At 60.2% G+C, this 17080-nt stretch carries 18 protein-coding genes and 2 tRNA genes; 9 read left to right on the top strand and 11 right to left on the bottom strand.

Features of this window, described 5'->3' with window-relative positions:
• Positions 1-6 precede the first annotated feature (6 nt).
• The 8 genes from mnmG (at position 7) to CO583_RS07900 (ending at position 6993) form a co-directional block, all read left to right on the top strand.
• Positions 7-1878, top strand: coding sequence for a tRNA uridine-5-carboxymethylaminomethyl(34) synthesis enzyme MnmG (gene mnmG / locus CO583_RS07865; protein WP_248630724.1), 1872 nt, complete (start codon positions 7-9; stop codon positions 1876-1878).
• Complete coding sequence (gene rsmG, locus CO583_RS07870; RefSeq protein ID WP_043559506.1) at positions 1878-2456, top strand: 16S rRNA (guanine(527)-N(7))-methyltransferase RsmG; 579 nt, start codon at positions 1878-1880, stop codon at positions 2454-2456. The genes mnmG and rsmG overlap by 1 nt, the downstream gene beginning before the upstream one ends.
• On the top strand, positions 2440-3240 hold the full coding sequence (locus CO583_RS07875; protein WP_408887850.1) for a ParA family protein: 801 nt from the start codon (positions 2440-2442) through the stop codon (positions 3238-3240). Before rsmG ends, CO583_RS07875 begins: the two co-directional genes overlap by 17 nt.
• 5 nt (positions 3241-3245) lie before the next feature.
• Positions 3246-4145 carry a ParB/RepB/Spo0J family partition protein gene (locus CO583_RS07880; protein ID WP_103765673.1) on the top strand — a complete coding sequence of 300 codons (900 nt, stop codon included), beginning with the start codon at positions 3246-3248 and terminating at the stop codon, positions 4143-4145.
• An 80-nt stretch (positions 4146-4225) separates the two neighbouring features.
• Positions 4226-4301 (top strand) — tRNA-Lys (locus tag CO583_RS07885).
• 88 nt (positions 4302-4389) lie between these two features.
• A complete protein-coding gene (locus CO583_RS07890) occupies positions 4390-4740 on the top strand; it encodes a DUF3147 family protein (protein WP_283163488.1) in 351 nt (116 codons plus the stop codon).
• 163 nt (positions 4741-4903) lie between these two features.
• Entirely contained in the window at positions 4904-5320 is a 417-nt protein-coding gene (locus CO583_RS07895) for a DUF805 domain-containing protein (protein WP_249103346.1), read from the top strand.
• Between the two features lie 245 nt (positions 5321-5565).
• Positions 5566-6993 carry a hypothetical protein gene (locus CO583_RS07900; protein ID WP_219811865.1) on the top strand — a complete coding sequence of 476 codons (1428 nt, stop codon included), beginning with the start codon at positions 5566-5568 and terminating at the stop codon, positions 6991-6993.
• 54 nt (positions 6994-7047) lie between these two features.
• Here CO583_RS07900 and CO583_RS07905 read toward each other — a convergent pair whose 3' ends face one another.
• From CO583_RS07905 to CO583_RS07915, 3 genes are read right to left on the bottom strand one after another with little or no spacing between them, the layout of a single operon-like run.
• Positions 7048-7992, bottom strand: a complete 945-nt coding sequence (locus CO583_RS07905; protein ID WP_227656487.1) for a hypothetical protein — start codon at positions 7990-7992, stop codon at positions 7048-7050.
• Positions 7940-9307, bottom strand: a complete 1368-nt coding sequence (locus CO583_RS07910) for a lipopolysaccharide biosynthesis protein (protein WP_052348979.1) — start codon at positions 9305-9307, stop codon at positions 7940-7942. Before CO583_RS07910 ends, CO583_RS07905 begins: the two co-directional genes overlap by 53 nt.
• On the bottom strand, positions 9304-9999 hold the full coding sequence (locus CO583_RS07915; RefSeq protein WP_333645380.1) for a histidine phosphatase family protein: 696 nt from the start codon (positions 9997-9999) through the stop codon (positions 9304-9306). Before CO583_RS07915 ends, CO583_RS07910 begins: the two co-directional genes overlap by 4 nt.
• 254 nt (positions 10000-10253) lie before the next feature.
• Here CO583_RS07915 and CO583_RS07920 point away from each other — a divergent pair, with 254 nt between their 5' ends.
• Entirely contained in the window at positions 10254-10439 is a 186-nt protein-coding gene (locus CO583_RS07920) for a hypothetical protein (protein WP_043559129.1), read from the top strand.
• Here the strand turns inward: CO583_RS07920 and CO583_RS07925 are convergent.
• The 8 genes from CO583_RS07925 to CO583_RS07960 all read right to left on the bottom strand — a co-directional run bounded on the left by CO583_RS07925 (position 10426) and on the right by CO583_RS07960 (position 17026).
• Complete coding sequence (locus CO583_RS07925; RefSeq protein ID WP_043559127.1) at positions 10426-11262, bottom strand: metal ABC transporter permease; 837 nt, start codon at positions 11260-11262, stop codon at positions 10426-10428. The two genes, CO583_RS07920 and CO583_RS07925, sit on opposite strands and share 14 nt — an antisense overlap.
• Positions 11255-11914 carry a metal ABC transporter ATP-binding protein gene (locus CO583_RS07930; RefSeq protein WP_086431606.1) on the bottom strand — a complete coding sequence of 220 codons (660 nt, stop codon included), beginning with the start codon at positions 11912-11914 and terminating at the stop codon, positions 11255-11257. Before CO583_RS07930 ends, CO583_RS07925 begins: the two co-directional genes overlap by 8 nt.
• Positions 11911-12837 carry a metal ABC transporter solute-binding protein, Zn/Mn family gene (locus CO583_RS07935; protein WP_248630727.1) on the bottom strand — a complete coding sequence of 309 codons (927 nt, stop codon included), beginning with the start codon at positions 12835-12837 and terminating at the stop codon, positions 11911-11913. The genes CO583_RS07930 and CO583_RS07935 overlap by 4 nt, the downstream gene beginning before the upstream one ends.
• Positions 12838-12926: 89 nt before the next feature.
• A complete protein-coding gene (locus CO583_RS07940) occupies positions 12927-13877 on the bottom strand; it encodes an HlyD family secretion protein (protein WP_043559122.1) in 951 nt (316 codons plus the stop codon).
• An 8-nt stretch (positions 13878-13885) separates the two neighbouring features.
• On the bottom strand, positions 13886-14089 hold the full coding sequence (locus CO583_RS07945; RefSeq protein ID WP_043559119.1) for a DUF1656 domain-containing protein: 204 nt from the start codon (positions 14087-14089) through the stop codon (positions 13886-13888).
• Positions 14083-16104, bottom strand: coding sequence for an FUSC family protein (locus tag CO583_RS07950; protein ID WP_248630728.1), 2022 nt, complete (start codon positions 16102-16104; stop codon positions 14083-14085). Before CO583_RS07950 ends, CO583_RS07945 begins: the two co-directional genes overlap by 7 nt.
• 135 nt (positions 16105-16239) lie before the next feature.
• A tRNA-Ala gene (locus tag CO583_RS07955) sits at positions 16240-16315 on the bottom strand.
• 120 nt (positions 16316-16435) lie between these two features.
• Complete coding sequence (locus tag CO583_RS07960; protein WP_043559116.1) at positions 16436-17026, bottom strand: nucleoside triphosphate pyrophosphatase; 591 nt, start codon at positions 17024-17026, stop codon at positions 16436-16438.
• Between the last annotated feature and the right edge of the window lie 54 nt (positions 17027-17080).

Raw genomic sequence — 17080 nt, forward strand, 5'->3', positions numbered from 1 at the left:
ACCTCAATGAGCACATCACCTGCGCAAACCTATGATGTCATCGTGGTGGGGGGCGGTCATGCCGGGACGGAAGCCGCCGCTGCCGCTGCCCGCTTCGGGGCCCGGACATTGCTGCTGACGCACAGGCTGGACACCGTAGGCAGCATGTCCTGCAATCCGGCCATCGGAGGCATCGGCAAGGGCCATCTCGTGCGGGAGATTGATGCCTTTGATGGTCTCATGGGCAAGGCGGCAGACCGGGCGGGAATTCATTTCAAGCTGCTGAACCGTTCCAAAGGGCCAGCGGTACATGGGCCACGGGCGCAGGCGGACCGCTCGCTTTACCGGGCCGCCATACAGGACCTTCTGGCGGCCACACCAAACCTGACCATGCTGGCCGGGGCCGTGGGCGACCTGATTGTCGAGAAGGGCCATGTCCGGGGTGTGATCTGCGAGGATGGCCGCCGTTTTTCCGCCGGGGCGGTCGTGCTGACAAGCGGCACCTTCCTGCGGGGCGTGATCCATACGGGGCGGGTCAGCCAGCCAGCCGGACGCATTGGCGATGCGCCCGCCACGCAGCTTGGGGAACGGCTGGAAGCCCTGGGGCTGAAAATGGGCCGCCTGAAAACAGGCACCCCGCCCCGTCTGGCCCGTGACAGCATCGACTGGGAGGCCCTGCCTGCCGATGAGGGCGATGCCGAGCCGGAGGCCTTCAGTACGCTGACAGCCTCCCTGCCCAATAGACAGATCGTCTGCCGCATCACGCAGACAACCCCGCAGACACACAGGATCATTGAGGACAACCTGCATCTTTCGGCCATGTATGGCGGTGAGATCACCGGGCGGGGTCCCCGCTACTGCCCGTCCATCGAGGACAAGATCGTCCGTTTCGTAGGGCGGGACAGTCATCAGGTGTTTCTGGAGCCGGAGGCCTTGCCGGGCAATCCGGGTGGGGAGCTGGTCTACCCCAACGGCATCAGCACCTCCCTGCCTGCCGAGGTGCAGGCGCAGATGATCGCTTCCATGCCGGGGCTGGAGACGGCCCGCATTGTCACCCCCGGTTATGCCGTTGAGTATGATTATGTTGACCCACGGGAGCTGCGTCCGTCTCTGGAGCTGCGGGCCTTGCCCGGCCTGTATCTCGCCGGGCAGATCAATGGCACGACAGGGTATGAGGAAGCGGGCGCACAGGGTCTTCTGGCCGGTCTGAACGCTGCCCGGGCCGTGGCAGGCAGCGAGCCCCTGACGCTGGGACGGGAGGAATCCTACCTTGGCGTGCTGATTGATGACCTGACTCTGCATGGTATCAGCGAACCCTATCGCATGTTCACCTCACGGGCGGAATATCGCCTTCTTCTGCGGGCGGACAATGCGGACCTGCGCCTGACACCAAAGGCCATCGAGGCCGGATGTGTTGGCACAGAACGTGAGGCGGCCTTCCGTGAGACGGTGCGCCAGATTGATGAAGCGATGGAGGAAGCCCGGAAACCGGCCTTCCTGCCCCAGCACCTGCGGGAGCATGGCATCGAGGTCTCGCAGGATGGACGGCGGCGCAGCCTGCTGGACGTACTGGCGACACAGGCCGATGAGACACGGATTGCCAGTCTCTCTCCATGGTTTGCCGCTCTGCCGGTCCGTATCGGGCGGCATGTACAGACAGAGGCCCGCTATGGTGGCTATCTGCGCAGGCAGGAGCGGGAAATCCAGCAGCTGAAGAGTGAGGCGGCCCTGCGCCTGCCGGATGATCTGGATTACGGGGCGATCGGGGGGCTGAGCCAGGAAATGCAGGAGCGGCTGGGGGCTGCCCGTCCGGTCGATTTCGCCGCTGCGGGGCGTGTCCGGGGTGTGACGCCCGCTGCCCTCATTGCCCTGCTTGCCCATGTCAGGAGCCGTACATGATGACGCATGTTTCACATGAAACAGAAAAGAAGCTCGCCCATTTTGCCAGCCTGCTGACCCGCTGGAATGAGAAGATCAATCTTGTCAGCCCGAAGGATATCGCCCACCTCCGCCAGCGTCACATTGAGGACAGTCTCCAGCTCGTCCCGCATGTTGCGGCTGGTGTGCGGATAACGGACCTTGGTTCTGGCGGTGGTTTCCCCGGGCTGATCGTGGCGATTGCAACAGGAAACCCGGTCACGCTGATTGAGTCCGACCAGCGGAAGTGCGCCTTCCTGCGGGAAGCGGCACGGGAATGTGGTGCCCGTGTCACCGTGCTGGCAAAACGGATCGAGCAGGCAGAGGTGGAACCGGCGGACATTGTGACAGCCCGTGCGCTGGCCCCCTTGCCCCAGTTGCTCGACTGGGCACGGCCTCTGCTGAAGGAGGAAGGGTATTGTCTTTTCCTCAAGGGAAGAAAAGCGTCAGATGAGTTGACCAGTGCCCGTTCTGACTGGCACATGAGATATGAAAGTCTCCCAAGCCGAACAGACCCAGACGGGGTCCTTCTCAGGATCAGTGATTTCAGACGTGTCTAAAGCTGCTTCACATACACCGCACATCATCGCCATTGCCAACCAGAAGGGGGGTGTCGGCAAAACGACGACCAGCCTGAATCTGGCGGCAGCTCTGGCGCAGCGCAAGCGTGTCCTGCTGGTGGACCTTGACCCGCAGGGCAATGCGTCAACAGGCCTCGGGCTGGATTATGATGAGCGTGGCCGTGGCACCTATGGCGCCTTGCTGGAGGATGCCCCGGCGGAGACGCTTCTCCGTTCCAGCGTGGTGCCGAAGCTGGATGTCATGCCTGCCAATGGCGACCTGGCCGGAGCCGAGCTGGAGATGATCGACCAGGACCGGCGGGAATACCGGCTGCGGGATGCCCTGGAACCATTGCTTAACCGGTATGACATCATTCTGATCGACTGCCCGCCCAGCCTGGGGCTGTTGACCCTCAATGCGCTTGTCGTGGCCCAGAGCGTTCTGGTGCCGTTGCAGTGCGAGTTCTTCGCTCTGGAGGGGATCAGCCAGCTGGTCCGTTCCATCGAGCGGGTGCGTCTTGCCTTCAATGCGGACCTGCATCTGGAAGGGATCGTGCTGACAATGTTCGATACCCGCAACAATCTCTCTGCTCTGGTGGCGGAGGATGCCCGTGGCTTCTTTGGTGATCAGGTCTTCAAAACGATGATTCCCCGTAATATCCGTATTTCCGAAGCACAGAGTCATGGGCGGCCTGTCATGGATTATGCCCGCAGTTCCACCGGGGCACTGGCCTATGAGGCTCTGGGGGCCGAGCTGCTGAAACGGCTGAAGAAGAAAGGCTGAGCACCATGGCAAAGAAGGCATCCCCCTCCTCCCGCAAACTTGGCCGGGGTCTGGCTGCTCTCCTGGGGGATCAGGCGCCCAATCTGGCCCGTGTTGGGGCCCCGCAGGGTGAGGTTCAGGCTCCGTCCCAGCCAGGAAGTCTGGGGGTGGATCTGCTCGCTCCCAGTCCGTTCCAGCCGCGTCGGGACATGAATGAAGACCGGCTGGCCGAGCTTGCTGATTCCATCCGCTCCCGCGGGGTGATTCAGCCCATTCTTGTGAGACCGGACCCCGAGCAGAAGGGGCGGTATCAGATCATTGCTGGTGAACGCCGCTGGCGGGCTTCGCAGAAGGCGGGCCTGCATGAGGTGCCCGTCTATATCCGTCAGCTTGATGATACGGATGCCATGGCGGCGGCCATGGTCGAGAATCTCCAGCGGTCGGATCTCAACCCTGTTGAGGAAGCAATGGGGCTGCAACGGCTGCTGCAGGATTATAGCCTGACGCAGGAGGAACTGGCCGGGGCGATTGGCAAGTCCCGCTCTCACATCACCAATACCATGCGCCTGCTGAACCTGCCGGAGGCTGTTCTGGTCCAGCTGCGGGATGGTGGGTTGAGTGCCGGTCACGCCCGTGCCCTGCTGGGCCATCCCGACCCGGTGGCCGGTATGGCTGAGGTGCTGGCAAAGGGGCTGAATGTTCGCCAGACGGAAGACCTTGTGGCCCGGCTGAACAAGGCGGCCAGTGAGGAGAAGACCACGGCTGCCCCGGCTCCGGAGATCACCCGGCTGGAGGAAGACCTCTCAGCCCGTTTCGGGCTGAAGACGCAGATACGCTTCAATGGGAAAAGTGGATCGCTGAAGATCAACTATTCCTCTCTGGAGCAGTTTGAGGCCCTCATGGCCCGTCTGACCGGACAGAGCTGATTTTTTTGAGAAAATATTTAAAATCCCCTTGTCAGCCTTCATGAAGGCTGATAGATAACCATCCATCGGTTACCGATTGTGGGCACATAGCTCAGTTGGTAGAGCAGCTGACTCTTAATCAGCGGGTCCTAGGTTCGAGCCCTAGTGTGCCCACCACAATCGGCCGGTTCCCCTGAAAAGATGTCGAAAACTTTCCGGATGCCAGCGGCAGGACACCCGCTCTGCGTTTTCTGCTGGAAAGAAGATGATCCCCTTTCTCCTAAAAACCGCTCTGTCCGCCGTGCTCGTGGCCTCCATTGCCACGGTGGCCCGTCGCCTTCCTGCTTTGGGTGCGCTCATTGCGTCCCTGCCGCTTGTGTCTGTTCTGGGGATGATTTTTCTCTGGGCTGAGAAACCGGACCGTGAGCTGATGGCCACTCATAGTGAGGCGACTTTCTGGTACGTTCTGCCATCCCTGCCCATGTTTCTGCTCATTCCCGCCCTCCTGCGGCGAGGCTGGCCTTTCTGGGGCAGTCTGGCGGTTGGCTGTGTATTGACGGTTCTGCTTTATCTTGTCGTGGTCTGGTGCGCCCGACGTTATGGCATGGCTCTGTAAATGGTCAGACAGGACATGCTCATGATTATTCTGCGTCTTGACTGACGTTACCCTGCGTTGACTTTTCATTTATTTTTTTGAAAAATTACTCTTTCTTTCTGGAGGATGAAACGTGAAGAGTGCCAGTCCGTTCGGCTATTGCATAAAAGGTATAAAAAATTAGGTGACATTCAGCGGACGGGCAACTTTTCCTGAATACTGGTATTTTAGGCTTTTTGAATGTATTTTTTATTTTGTTATTGAAATAATCTATTATATATTTGGTAGTATATTTCCATGGATTGTTTTTTCTATTTTAATGTTTTTACCGGGTATAGCTGTTGGGATGCGACGGTTACATGATACTGGTCGGTCCGGTTGGTGGGTATGGCTGCCGTCAGCATCCTTCTCAGTGATCGTCGTTTACTATGTTGCGTTCCTGTATAAATTAAATCCGTCAGGGGGACATCTGTCCCCACTCGTTTTCCTTCCCATTATCCCATTCCTGCTTTGCCCGATCGCTACTCTCATTTTTTTGTGTCAGCCGGGGACGCCGGGGAACAACAGGTTTGGTCCTCCGCCTGGTAACGGCAGAGGCTGAGAGTAAAATCTGTTTCATGTCCTGAGAAAGGCATAAGCGATATTCAGCAAGTTTCGATGGCTGGCATCCTCATGGAGGTTGCCAGCCATTTTTTATGGGCAGACCGTTTCATGATGATGACGTGTTTCCTCATGTTAAGGATATATGGCTGGATCAGGGCACTTTATGCGGGCAGGCCGGCCATAAGTCTGTTATGGACAGGCAGGACAGGATAGGATGGCAGCGTCAGAGAAGATGAGAGTGCTATGCGTGTAAGCGATTTCAAGCCTCGGCCAGTCGCAGGGCGGCATCAGCCGGTGATAGCCCTGGTCGGGTGTGATGGAAGTGGGAAGTCCACCGTGGGGACGGCCCTGCTGGCGCTGTTGCAGGCCGAGCGGCCGACGGCTTTCTGCCATCTCGGCAAGCAGGCAGGCAATCTGGAGCGTACGCTTGCCCCCCTGCCCTTCATTGGCCCGTATGTGACAGGCAAGGCCAGGAAAGAAAACAGCCGGATACAGACCGGCAAAAAAGCAGGCGTGCTGGCGGCCGTGTCGGGTTTCGTTCTGTCCATGCGGCGTGTGTTTCGTTTCGCACTCATGCGGTGCAAACATGAACGGGGCATGGCCGTGCTGACGGATCGTTATCCGCAGAACAGTGTGCCCGGCCCCATGGATGGCCCCACTCTGGCCAATCTGAACCGGGATGGCGTCCTGCTGCGGATTTTCAGCCGGGTGGAGCGGGCGCTCTATGCACGGATGGCCCGTTTCCGGCCAGATGTCGTCATACGGCTGAATGTTGACCTGGAGACAGCCCTGCAACGCAAGCCGGATCATGTTTCTTTCAAGCTGGCCCGCAAGATTGAAGACCTTGCCCGGCTGGATTTTTCTGGTGCTCCCATCGTTGATATCGATGCCACCGAGCCGCTGGCGCAGGTGCTGGCACAGGCAGAAGAAACAGTCCGCAAGGTGCTGGCACTCTATCCCCGTTCCGGCCAGGGATTGGCTGCGCAGCCCCGGGCAGGCTGTTTGGTTTCGCTGGTTGGGTGTGATGGGTCTGGCAAGTCCAGTATCAGCCAGTCTCTGGTCCAGCATTTTTCTGAAACACGTCCAACCGTTTATGGGTATCTTGGTCTTGGTTCGGGTGATCTTGGGCGGCGGATCGGGGCTCTGCCCCTTATTGGTCCAGCGTTGGAGAAGAAGCTGAACGGCAAGGCCAAGAAGGCCCGGACCAAGGGTGAAAAAATGCCGGGCCTGATGACGGGTCTTGTTCTGTTTGTCTTTTCTCTGGTGCGGCTGAAGCGCTTTCTACGGGTCAGGCGGGCGGTCGAGAAGGGATTTCTGGTGGTGACGGACCGTTACCCGCAAATGGAAATTCCTGGCCAGTGTGATGGTCCTGGTCTTTCAGCGGCTTATAGCAGCAATCCGCTGATCCGGTTTCTGGCCTGGCTGGAACGTGGCATCTATCGCCGGATCGTGGCCTTCCGGCCTGATCTGGTCATCCGGCTGAATGTGGATGCGGAAACAGCCCATGGCCGCAAACCGGACCATGACCTCGAGGCCCTGCGGATCAAGGCGGAGCTGATGCCGCAGCTGAATTTCAATCATGCTCCGCTGGTTGAGGTCGATGCCCGCCAGTCTTACGAAGCTGTGCGGCAGGACGTGCTGGATATTCTGGCACGGCACGGGCTTGTCTGAAGCAGGAAGGCCCATCCGTTTTTCTGGATGGGCCTTGCCGCAAGGGGCGGGCGTTCAGTGTGGGCTGCGTTCCAGGAAGGCCCGGATGCGCTGGGGAATTCCCTCCGGGGATTGGAAGCGGTCCCGCCGGTAATCCTGCGTTCCCTCCAGTTTTTTCTCGATCAGCCCGTCATGGAAATCGCCCATCATGCCGTTGATCGTGGCGAGATATTCTGAAAGCTGGTCCAGCGCTCTGGAGGGGCGGATCGTGCGCAGTGTGTCATTGAAGGCCACCCGGCGGCTGACGATCTTGCGCATGACATGGAATTCATGGCCGGTTGTGGCATCCAGCGTGCGTATCAGTTTTGCCAGTCTGGCATTTTCTTTCTTCTGGTAAGCGATGATGCCTGCCGTACTGTCTTCTTTCCAGAGGGCGATGGGGGCGGCGATCAGCCAGTAATAGACCGGTGAGAGCACGACCCAGAGGATGAGGCCGTTGATCAGCGTAGCCCGCCGCTGGTGGTTTTTGAAGGCATCCTGCATGTTGCCCATGATGATGGTGACAACATGCAGCAGGAGCGGATAACGGTGCTGCCTGGTGAAATTGGCACAGGCAAAGCGCATGTGCTTGAATTTGGCCCGTGCGTATTTGAAGGCCAGCTGTTCGTCCTTGCTGGCTGTGCCAGAGAGGGCAATCTTCAGGATCAGGCGACGGAAGGCCTTGCGGTCCACGCCATGTTCGAGAAGCTGCCAGCAGAGATTGTAGCCATCCCGGATTTCAGTCTTCTCACAGGCGGGCAGGACATCCTCGGGCAGGGGGGTGTCAGGGTGGGGAACGTCATCAAGGAGAACATGCTCAAAGACGGTATCCAGCATCTTCTGAGGGAAAGCCGGTGTGCTGCGGCGGCTGGCAGAAGGGCGGAAAGGGAAAATGGGCATGGCTGGGCTGGCATCTCCTGGCAAGGTATCAGCTGCCGGGCGAGGCGGGCAGGCTGTCGGTCTGGCGGATCTCCCTTTCATGAGGGAGGATGATCCTGTTGCGGCGCAGATAGGTTATACCCATTATGGCGAACGTGGTCATGGTAGCAAAGAACATGCCCAGGGCATAGGCGAGCCCGGCGCCGTTCAGGCCGTAGTGATGGCCCATGTAGACAAGCAGCGGGACGTAAAGAATCACGGAAACGAGCTGGGCCAGCATGATGTAATGGGAGCGTCCCGCCGTGTAGAGCACGCCTTCCATTGGCAGCCCGGCGGTGAAGAAGACCAGAGCCGGAGACATCCACATCATCAGGGTTGCGGCATCGCCAAAGCGGTGACCGAACATGCTGATGACGGGTTTCCCCCCGATATAGACAACCAGCATGGCCAGCATGCCCAGTGCGCCGGAAAGGACGCTGGTCCGCAGGGCCAGCTTCCATGGGGCGGAGGTCCGTGGATCCATGAGAACGACTTCGGGGTAGTAGCTTTTCTCCAGCAGTTTTGCAGGCCGCTGGACAGCATCCAGAAACTCCATGGCGAGGGAATAGAGGCCGGCTGCCGATGTGCTGACGATCTTGCCGACCAGCAGCTTGCTGATCGGCTCCCAGACCGTTTCCAGCAGGGTGGTGATGTTGGCGGTCCAGACGAAGCCCCACATGCCCTTTGGCATCTGCCGGGCTGCCTTCAGGATGCTGGGGCGCAGCCCTTTCAGCAGGTCATGGCGTTTCAGTTCCAGCAGGGCCGTGGCCCAGAGATATATCTGGCCAGCCAGAAGAGCCAGGTACCAGGCGATGACGAAACCGGCCAGCTTCATGCCACTGCCCCATGCCAGCAGGCAGCAGACAGCCCGGACAGCTGGTGTGATGAGCTGCTGCCGGGAGACGAGGTCTATGCGGTCGAAAAGGCGGAGGATGCCGTAGGCGGCCGTGCTGCCCATGCCGGGGATCAGTGTGCAGTAGAGCAGGATCAGCAGGGTTGGCTTGTCATGGACACCCAGCACTTTGCCCAGACAGAGGAAGGCCACCATGCCGAACACCATGGAGAGAAGCCCCGCACAGATATCCAGCCCCATGGCCAGGCTGATGCTGGTCTGAACAGTCTTGCGCTCTCCCTTCTGCCAGGGAACAGCAGCATAATGCAGGACAATCTGCCAGCTCTGGAACTGGCCGATGGCGGCAATCGTCTCGATGTAGGAGGCTATCAGTGTCAGAACGCCGAAATCATGCGGGCGCAGTGTTCGCCCGGTCACGACCAGTGCGACGAGGCCCATGACAGCCCCGATGAGTTTGGTCGATCCCAGCTTTCCCGCATTTTTCAGAACAACGCGGAAAAGATCATCCTTGAACCACCCTTTCATTCTGCGGGCTCGTGGAAGGCAGGAAGTTCATTGATGGCGACAACCCGCCAATGCCCGGCAATATGTTCGATGATGCTCAGGGAAAGATTCTGGATGCAGAAGCGCAGGGCCGTTTCCACGGGGATGTCCAGACAGTGGGCAAGAGCCATGCGAATGGCACCGCCATGGCTAAGAATGACCATGTCTTTTCCGGCATTCTGTCGGGCATGGCTTTCCAGCGCCAGGCCGATGCGCTGGCGGACATCCACCATGCTTTCACCCTCTGGTGGACGTTCATCTGCTGCGATGGACCAGAAAGGGGGAGCCGGTTTTCTGAGCAGGGATGGAAACGTGTCGTGGGGGGTACCGTTCCATTGCCCGATGGACTGTTCAATGAAGGCGGGGTCAATCCTCATGGGAGTGGAGAAATTGCCGGCTTTCTGAATGGTCAGGCCGGTGTCGCGGGCCCGCTGGAGGGGGGAGGAAAACCATGTCGCCTTGCGGGGCAGGCGCCGGGCCAAGGCCTCGTAGGCGGGCTTCTGGCTGCGGAGATGCTGGGGACAGAGGGGCACGTCCAGCGTGCCGTACATGGTCTGTCGTGCTGCTTCTTCCACGATGGCATGACGCACCAGCCAGAAACGTGTCACACCGGCGGGGAGGTCCGGTCCATCCAGAAAATGCTCCTGAGGGTCTGGCATGGCGGGCTGCGTCACAAAAAAACCTCTCGAATGGGTCAGACAGCTGTGTCGGTTTGCCGGGGGAGGGCTGACAGGCTGATCACAGATTCATGATAAGGCGCATAGCGGGGAAAGAAACAGCTCTCAAGGAGAAGTTTCATAATTTGTGAAAACTGTTGCGGTCCTGGATGCGGTTTTTCATTCCGTTCTGACGCCGGGACAGCTATCTGATAGGCATGGCCCCGTCAGGCGGGGAACAGGCCAGAAAGCCACGAAGGAGAGAGACGGACATGAAACTTTCAGCAGGGCCGGTCATGGCTCCGGGTTTCTGGGTCAGGCTGTTCCGCACGGTCTGGCCGAAGAGCGACAATGAAGTATTCGTGCTGGATGGCAAATGGGTGATCCTGTTTCATGTCGTCATTGTTGCCATCCTTATCGGCGTCCATCTGATCCTGATGAACCTCAAGGATTTCTGACAGGACGCAAGGCTTTCCGGGTCATGACGGTTCCAGCCAGCAGGTAGAGGCCGACACCGCCCAGACTGATCCAGAATGGCAGGGGAATGTCGCTGTACCAGGCGAGGAGCAGCCCGCCCCATGAGAGCAGAAGCGCCCCCAGAACGGAGCAGACCATGCCCCGGAAGGGAGGGAGCTCCAGCTTCAGGGCAGCGGCAGCGGGGCCGACCATCAGGCTGAAACAGAGCAGTGCTCCGGCGATTTCCGCACAGGCCGCCGCAGCGAGGGCGGCAAGCAGGAGGAAGAGCTGGCCCAGCCGGGTTGGCGAGAGGCCCTGTGCCTCTGCCAGGCTGGGGCAAAGGCTGCTGAAAAGCAGGGGGCGCCAGAGGATGGCCACTCCTCCAAGACAGACAGAGACCAGCCCTGCCAGCATGCCAAGGGTTGGGCCATCCAGCCCCAGAACATCGCCAAAAAGCAGGGTCGTTGTCTGGGAAGACGCTTCATTCGCTTCATGAAGACACCAGACACCAATCCCCAGGCTGGCGGCCAGAATGAGGCCGGTCATCGTGTCCCGCTGGGTGGGATGCTGTCTGCCCCGCTGTTCCTGCCCCATGAAGAGACCGCCCACCATGCTGGCGGCCATCATGCCTGCCAGTGGGGGGAGATGCAGCCACACGGCCGCTGCTGCTCCACTGAAGCCGATATGCGGCAGGGCATGGGCTGCAAAAGCCTGTCGCCGCAGCAGCATGAGCCAGCCCAGCGTGCCAGCCAGCAGCGAAACGAGAAAACAGCCCAGAAAGGCATGCTGCATGAAGGGGAAAGAAAAGGGATTGGTCTCAGACATGCAGCGCCCCCTTTGACAGAGTGATCTCTCTCATGGGCAGGTCAAGGCCAGTGGTCTGTAGCGGCCCATGAACCGTGATGAACAGACTGACCTTTTTCTGCTGGTGAAGCTGGCTGAAAAGCTGGAGCAACGCTTCATGGCTGGCACGATCCAGGGCGGCAAAGGGTTCGTCAAGAATGAGCAACCTCGGGGAGCCGGCAAGGGCCTGTGCAAGGGCAACACGCTGTCTTTCGCCGCCAGAAAGCGCTCCGAGCGGGCGTGAGGCCAGAGGCAGGGCCCCGACTTCAGCCAGAAGGGCCCTGGCTTTCCTGCGGGTTTTGCGAGGGGCAGGAAAGCCCCAGTGCGTGCCATCCAGACAGGCCATGACATGGCTGATGACTGGCAGCATGGGCGCCGTGTCGTCAGCCTTCTGCGGCATGTACCCACAATGGCGGCGGGCTCTGGCGGGTGGGTGGCCATTGATGAGAAGCTCTCCCCCCTGTAGGGGAAGCAGCCCCATGAGGGCTCGGAGAAAACAGGTTTTTCCGGCTCCATTCTGTCCACGCAGGATGGTCAGGCCCTCCAGGGGAACATCAAGAGTGGCATGATGCAGGACAGGATGGCCCCCTACCTGGAGGCTGACATCCCGGCAGGTAAGGCGGGCTTCCTTCATGGATGGGGGGGTAGCGGGGTGTTGCGGGGCGCTGTCTGGTACAGGGCCTGTTCGAGCGATGTGAGGATGCCGTTCAGCCAGTCCTGCCAGTGTTGCCCGGTGGGCAGGCTTTCCCCGATGGCAAGGACTGGAATGCCGGACTGACGGGCCATGTCCTCCATTCTGCTCGCCTGTGGGGCGCTGATGGCCGGATTGCTGACCAGAAAGCGGATGGTCTTCTCGTGCAGGGCTGTTTCCAGCATGGCGGTGTCACGGGGGGACAGACCGGATTCGTTCATCAGGGCACGGGCCCAGCTCTGGTCTGTCATGACCAGCCCAGCCGCCAGCAGGAGACGTTCCCCGGCTGGTTCGGTCATGGCGAAGGGGGCGCCATGGTCTCTCTGCTGGATGGCCTGCTGGCGGGTGGCGATCTGGTCGATCTGCTGTTCGAACAGGGCGAGGCGCCTGTCGATGTCCTGCTGGGCCTGGGGGCGAAGCCCGGCAAGCCAGACGGCGATCTGTCGGGCCGTATTCCGGACCGTAGGGAGATCAAAAAAGAGATGCGGGTCTTCTCCGGTCTGCCAGCCCCCCTGACTGGCAGCAAGGAAGAGCTTCACAGAGGCGGGAAGCAGCTTCATGGCCCAGTCATCATAGGTGGCTCCATTGAGCAGCACGGCATCACTGGCTGCCAGCTGGCGGGCCATGATGGGTGAAGGCTGGAGATGGTGCGGGTCCAGCCCCTCGCTGGTGATGAGCGAGCGTGTCCGTAGCGCTGGGCCACCAATCTGCTGGGCGATATCGCACCAGACGGGTTCCACGCAGCTCAGCAGGGGGGCTGGTCGGTCCGGTCCCGTTTCCGTGCTGGCCCGGGAAGGAAGGGGCAGCAGGCCTGTCAGCAATGTCAGAAAAAGCGGCAGGCAGGGGAGAAAACGCACCGTGAACATGGAAGCCTTTCAGGGCCATCAGCAGACGTGGATGTTATATAATAACATTTCGTTTGTCTGAAAAGGCACGGTCCTCCCCTCCCCTTCTCTCATTTGTGCCCGAACAGATGGCGGAGATCGTCACTGAGATGCTGGAAGGCATCCTCGTTGCTGCGCCGCCGCCTGTTCCCTTTCTCGGAAATGGCTGTAACGGTGACGGTCATGCCGGCAGCGAGGTTGAGGTCCGGCGGGATGGAATCCAGGCTGATGCGGACGGGAATACGCTGGGCCAGCCGCACCCATGTATAAACAGGGTCCACGGTGGGCAGGCCGAGGGCATTGGTCAGGGCGTTCCTGCTTGCAATGCCACGGGTGATGCTGTGGACATGCCCATAAAGCGGGGTGTGATAGCCCATCAGATCCATGCGGACAGGGTCTCCCACGCTGAGGTCATGGACCTTCACTTCCTCGAAATACCCATCCACCCAGAATGAATTCGTGTCGATGACATGAATGTTCACCTGCCCGGCGGAGGCATAGTCCCCCGGCCTCATGGTCAGGTTTGTGATGATGCCGTCTATGGAGCTGCGGACGGTCGTGCGGTCCAGATTGATCTGGGCCTGTCTGCGCTGGGCAAGGGCTGTGCTGTAGATGGCCCGGGCCTGCTGTGCCAGAGCCTCATACTGCGTCTTTTCTTCCTGCGAGACGGCCGCTCCCGGGATGGCATGGCGCCACCGGGCCTGATTCAGGCGGAACTCCAGGTCTGCCTTGGCCTTGTTCACATCGGCATCGGCTTTTTCGAGGGCGACCTGATAGTCGAACGGGTCGATGACATACAGCACGTCTCCAGCATGGACTTGCTGGTTGTCATGGACAGGAACGGTGATGATCTGCCCGGAGACACGGGGAGCAATATTGGCCACCTGTACACGCACCTGCCCGTTACGGGTCCACGGGGCGGCGGTGTAATAGTCCCAGAGGACAACAGCCACGAACCCGGCCACGCAGAGGATGGAAGCCGTGACAGCAAAACGGATGAGGCGGTAGGCACGGGTAAACACTGGCAGCCTTATAGCAGGATGGTGAACAGGCCGAGCAGGCAGATCATGATGGCAAACTGTGCCAGAGGCGGGTTGGCGAAGAAACGCCAGAGCCTCATCCACTGGAGCATGAGGCGGAGCAGGAAGGTCCCCAGCAGGGCCAGGGCCAGGTCGATGATGAAGGAGGACACGAACAGCCCATCCAGATTGATGACAAGGTGACGTGTTACCATCGCCTGCGCCCTATTCCGTAATGGCGGAGCGCGGATCCGTTCTGCTGGAGGAGGAAGCGGACTTCCTCCAGCCCTGCAGCACATAGAACCGCTGCAACATGGGCAGGCCCGCTGGAGGCTGGCGCCCGGGAGAGCATCTTCTCTGCCATGAGGGGCAGATGGTCTGCCAGTGAAAAGAGCTTCATGCGGGTCAGGCTCATCTGCATGGTGTCCGCCAGTGGTGCCAGTTCCGTGTACTGGCGGGCCGTCTTGAGGTCCAGCTCCAGCCGGGCCAGGGCTGTGGTGAGGTCTGCCAGACTGATGAAACGCTGGCAGACCCTCCAGGCTGCCTTGCCTTTCTTCTCCTGGCTGATGGTCTGGCTCAGCATGTAGAGCTGGTGGAGCCGGTCATATTTGCGGCTCAGCAGGGCTGGTGTGAAGGATGGTGACCGGGCGGCAAACTGGCGTTCCAGCTCCCTGGCGATGGAGAGAGTGATGCGGAAGCGGGTCCGCCGTGGCCGTGGCGGCAGGAACAGGATGAGGAAGAAGGCGGTGATGCCAGCCGCACAGAGATAGAAGGTGTTGCGGTCCACAAAGGCAAGAAGGTTGTAGTCATGGTGATTGTTCAGCCCCAGAAAGACGAAGAAAAAGGCGCCGTAATGTGAGCCTGCGGCCGCCGTTGCGGGATTGATGATGAGCAGGCAGCTGAACATGACCTGGAAGAGCATGACAATGGCCATGCCCATCATGGTGTTGACATGCGGCAGGATGAAGAACGAGGTCAGCCCCGCCGTCAGGATGCCCAGCGGTGTTCCGATCAGGATACCCCGGCCGAAAGCGGCACTGTTGGGCTGGGTGATGCCCAGGCAGAGTAGCATGGCGCATTGAGAGAGTGCCGTGGCGGCATTGGGCAGGCCGCTGCCGATGAAGAGGGCCGCTGCCGCACTGAAACAGAGCAGCACCCTGATGGCATTGACGAGAGCTGCGATCCTGTCCGGGTGGAAGGCGAACCGGCTCATGGTTTTTACCTGGCCCAGTGGGGCTGCCTTCAGCAGCGTGTTGAGACCTTTGCGGCTGATGTGACGGCTGGCAATCAGGCTGGCCGTGCGTTCCAGACGCCAGGCATCGGCCAGGGTCAGCCGGGGGGCCTCTGGCGGCAGGCGGCCGAGCAGGTCTGCCAGGATGGTTTCTCTGTCCGTGCCAGAAGGGGCGTGTATGTCGAAGCGTGTCAGGGCCAGCACGGCGGGGGCGATGGTGGCCTGGCGCATGAGAGCCAGCAGGCTGCGGCAGCAGGACAGGGCCGTCACCATGCCAATGAGACAGACCTGTGCCCCTTTTGCGCGCAGCCGACCTCGGGTCAGTTCCGTGCGTGTATCATGCACCTGGTGGGTCAGGGCAAAGACCGTGCTGGAAAGCGCTATGGTTTCCAGCGGGGAAAGGGTTGGCACGGTGTCATCAAGGGCGAGACGGGTTTCATGGCGTACTTCGGCTGCCGTTTTTTGCAGACTGCGCACGAGTCTTTGCCAGACATGCGGTGTACCGGAAAGCAGGGCGACCGTGGCAATGGCGGCAACGCCGATCATCACGGTGGAGACACGGGCCACCGTGACATCAAAGGCATTCTGGGGGGCATCAATGTGGGAAATGGCGATCAGGGCCACGACATAGCCTGAAAGGACGGCCCCATAGGCCCGGAATCCTCGGCGCAACGTGCCAGCATAGGCGCATATGGCCATCCAGACAGCACAACCACCCAGCAGAAGCTGGCGTTCCTGCCCGAACATGGAGACAAGGCAGAGGGCTACGACACCACCAACCAGAGTGCCGACCACCCGGTAGAAGGCTTTGCTCAGGGCCTGCCCCCGCAGGGGTTGTGCCAGCAGCATGACGGTCACGGCAGCACTGGCGGGAGAATCAATCTGCGCCCAGAAGGCAACCAGCAGGGCCAGCACGAGCGCTGCCCAGATGCGCAGGGTGAAGCCCCACCAGCCCGGTGGAAAGATGCTGCCTGCGGCCACCCGGAGACGGGACATCATGGCAAGGGGTGCCTGCATCAGGAAAAACGCACGACCGGGCATGAAACAGCAGAGCAGCCAAGGCCGGGACAGGCCCTGCCATCAGGCAGGTAAGCTGGCTGATGTTTCACATGGAACAATTTGTAAGAGGATATCTGGTGGAGCCAATCGGGATCGAACCGACGACCTCTTGAATGCCATTCAAGCGCTCTCCCAACTGAGCTATGGCCCCACTTTTGCGGTGTGTCGATGACGCACCGTGTGGGGAGCATATATCCCCACATGGGAGGAAAAGGCAAGGGGGAAGATGCAATTTTTTCCATAAATTATTGCACGGGCTTCCTGCTGCCTGTCAGCCAGGCAGGATACCATGCTGTCGCAGGGCAGCCAGCAGCGGGATGAGCGGCAGCCCGGCAATGGCATCACTGCTCCCGGTTACAGTGTCAAAAAGCTGGATGCCCAGCCCTTCGATCCGGTAGCACCCTACGCAGGAGAGCAGAACGTTCCCTTCCTTCTGGAGATAATCGTCCAGAAACACCTCCGAAAAGGAGCGCATGGTCAGGGTCGGGCTGCTGATGTGGGACCAGAGGGGCTGACCGTCCCTCCAGAGGGTCACGGCGGCATGGAGGGCATGGGTCCGGCCCCGCAGGGCCAGAAGATGGGTGCGGGCCTCGGTCAGGTCAGCCGGTTTGGCGAAGGCCCGGCCTTCCAGCTCCAGAATCTGGTCCGCAGCGATGATGAACCGTCCGGGGTGCTGGCCGGAGGCTGCTTCTGCCTTGGCCTGGGCCAGGGCAAGGGCCGTGTCCCGCAGGGAGAGACCTTGCGCTTCGGCCTGCCGACGCAGGGCGTCTTCATCCACATCAACCGGGCTGGCCGTGACAGGGACTCCGGCGGCATGAAGAAGCTGAAGCCGGATGGCAGAACCGCTGGCAAGAACAGGCATGGGGACCCTCCGTGTAAATGATCGGGCAGCCGCTATCATATCATGCCATCGCAT

The sequence above is a fragment of the Parasaccharibacter sp. TMW2.1882 genome (genome assembly GCF_023337635.1).
In the GTDB taxonomy this organism is placed as follows: domain Bacteria; phylum Pseudomonadota; class Alphaproteobacteria; order Acetobacterales; family Acetobacteraceae; genus Bombella; species Bombella apis.

Bases quoted from the DNA above. Each gene is read 5' to 3' on its own strand.
- CO583_RS07910 (WP_052348979.1), bottom strand. From the start codon at position 9,307: ATGAAAGGGTGGTTCAAGGATGATCTTTTCCGCGTTGTTCTGAAAAAT.
- CO583_RS07960 (WP_043559116.1), bottom strand. From the start codon at position 17,026: ATGCCTGTTCTTGCCAGCGGTTCTGCCATCCGGCTTCAGCTTCTTCAT.
- CO583_RS07945 (WP_043559119.1), bottom strand. From the start codon at position 14,089: ATGGTAACACGTCACCTTGTCATCAATCTGGATGGGCTGTTCGTGTCC.
- CO583_RS07935 (WP_248630727.1), bottom strand. From the start codon at position 12,837: ATGTTCACGGTGCGTTTTCTCCCCTGCCTGCCGCTTTTTCTGACATTG.
- mnmG (WP_248630724.1), top strand. From the start codon at position 7: ATGAGCACATCACCTGCGCAAACCTATGATGTCATCGTGGTGGGGGGC.
- CO583_RS07930 (WP_086431606.1), bottom strand. From the start codon at position 11,914: ATGAAGGAAGCCCGCCTTACCTGCCGGGATGTCAGCCTCCAGGTAGGG.
- rsmG (WP_043559506.1), top strand. From the start codon at position 1,878: ATGACGCATGTTTCACATGAAACAGAAAAGAAGCTCGCCCATTTTGCC.
- CO583_RS07925 (WP_043559127.1), bottom strand. From the start codon at position 11,262: ATGTCTGAGACCAATCCCTTTTCTTTCCCCTTCATGCAGCATGCCTTT.
- CO583_RS07900 (WP_219811865.1), top strand. From the start codon at position 5,566: ATGCGTGTAAGCGATTTCAAGCCTCGGCCAGTCGCAGGGCGGCATCAG.
- CO583_RS07920 (WP_043559129.1), top strand. From the start codon at position 10,254: ATGAAACTTTCAGCAGGGCCGGTCATGGCTCCGGGTTTCTGGGTCAGG.
- CO583_RS07890 (WP_283163488.1), top strand. From the start codon at position 4,390: ATGATCCCCTTTCTCCTAAAAACCGCTCTGTCCGCCGTGCTCGTGGCC.
- CO583_RS07905 (WP_227656487.1), bottom strand. From the start codon at position 7,992: ATGAAAGGGAGATCCGCCAGACCGACAGCCTGCCCGCCTCGCCCGGCA.
- CO583_RS07880 (WP_103765673.1), top strand. From the start codon at position 3,246: ATGGCAAAGAAGGCATCCCCCTCCTCCCGCAAACTTGGCCGGGGTCTG.
- CO583_RS07950 (WP_248630728.1), bottom strand. From the start codon at position 16,104: ATGATGTCCCGTCTCCGGGTGGCCGCAGGCAGCATCTTTCCACCGGGC.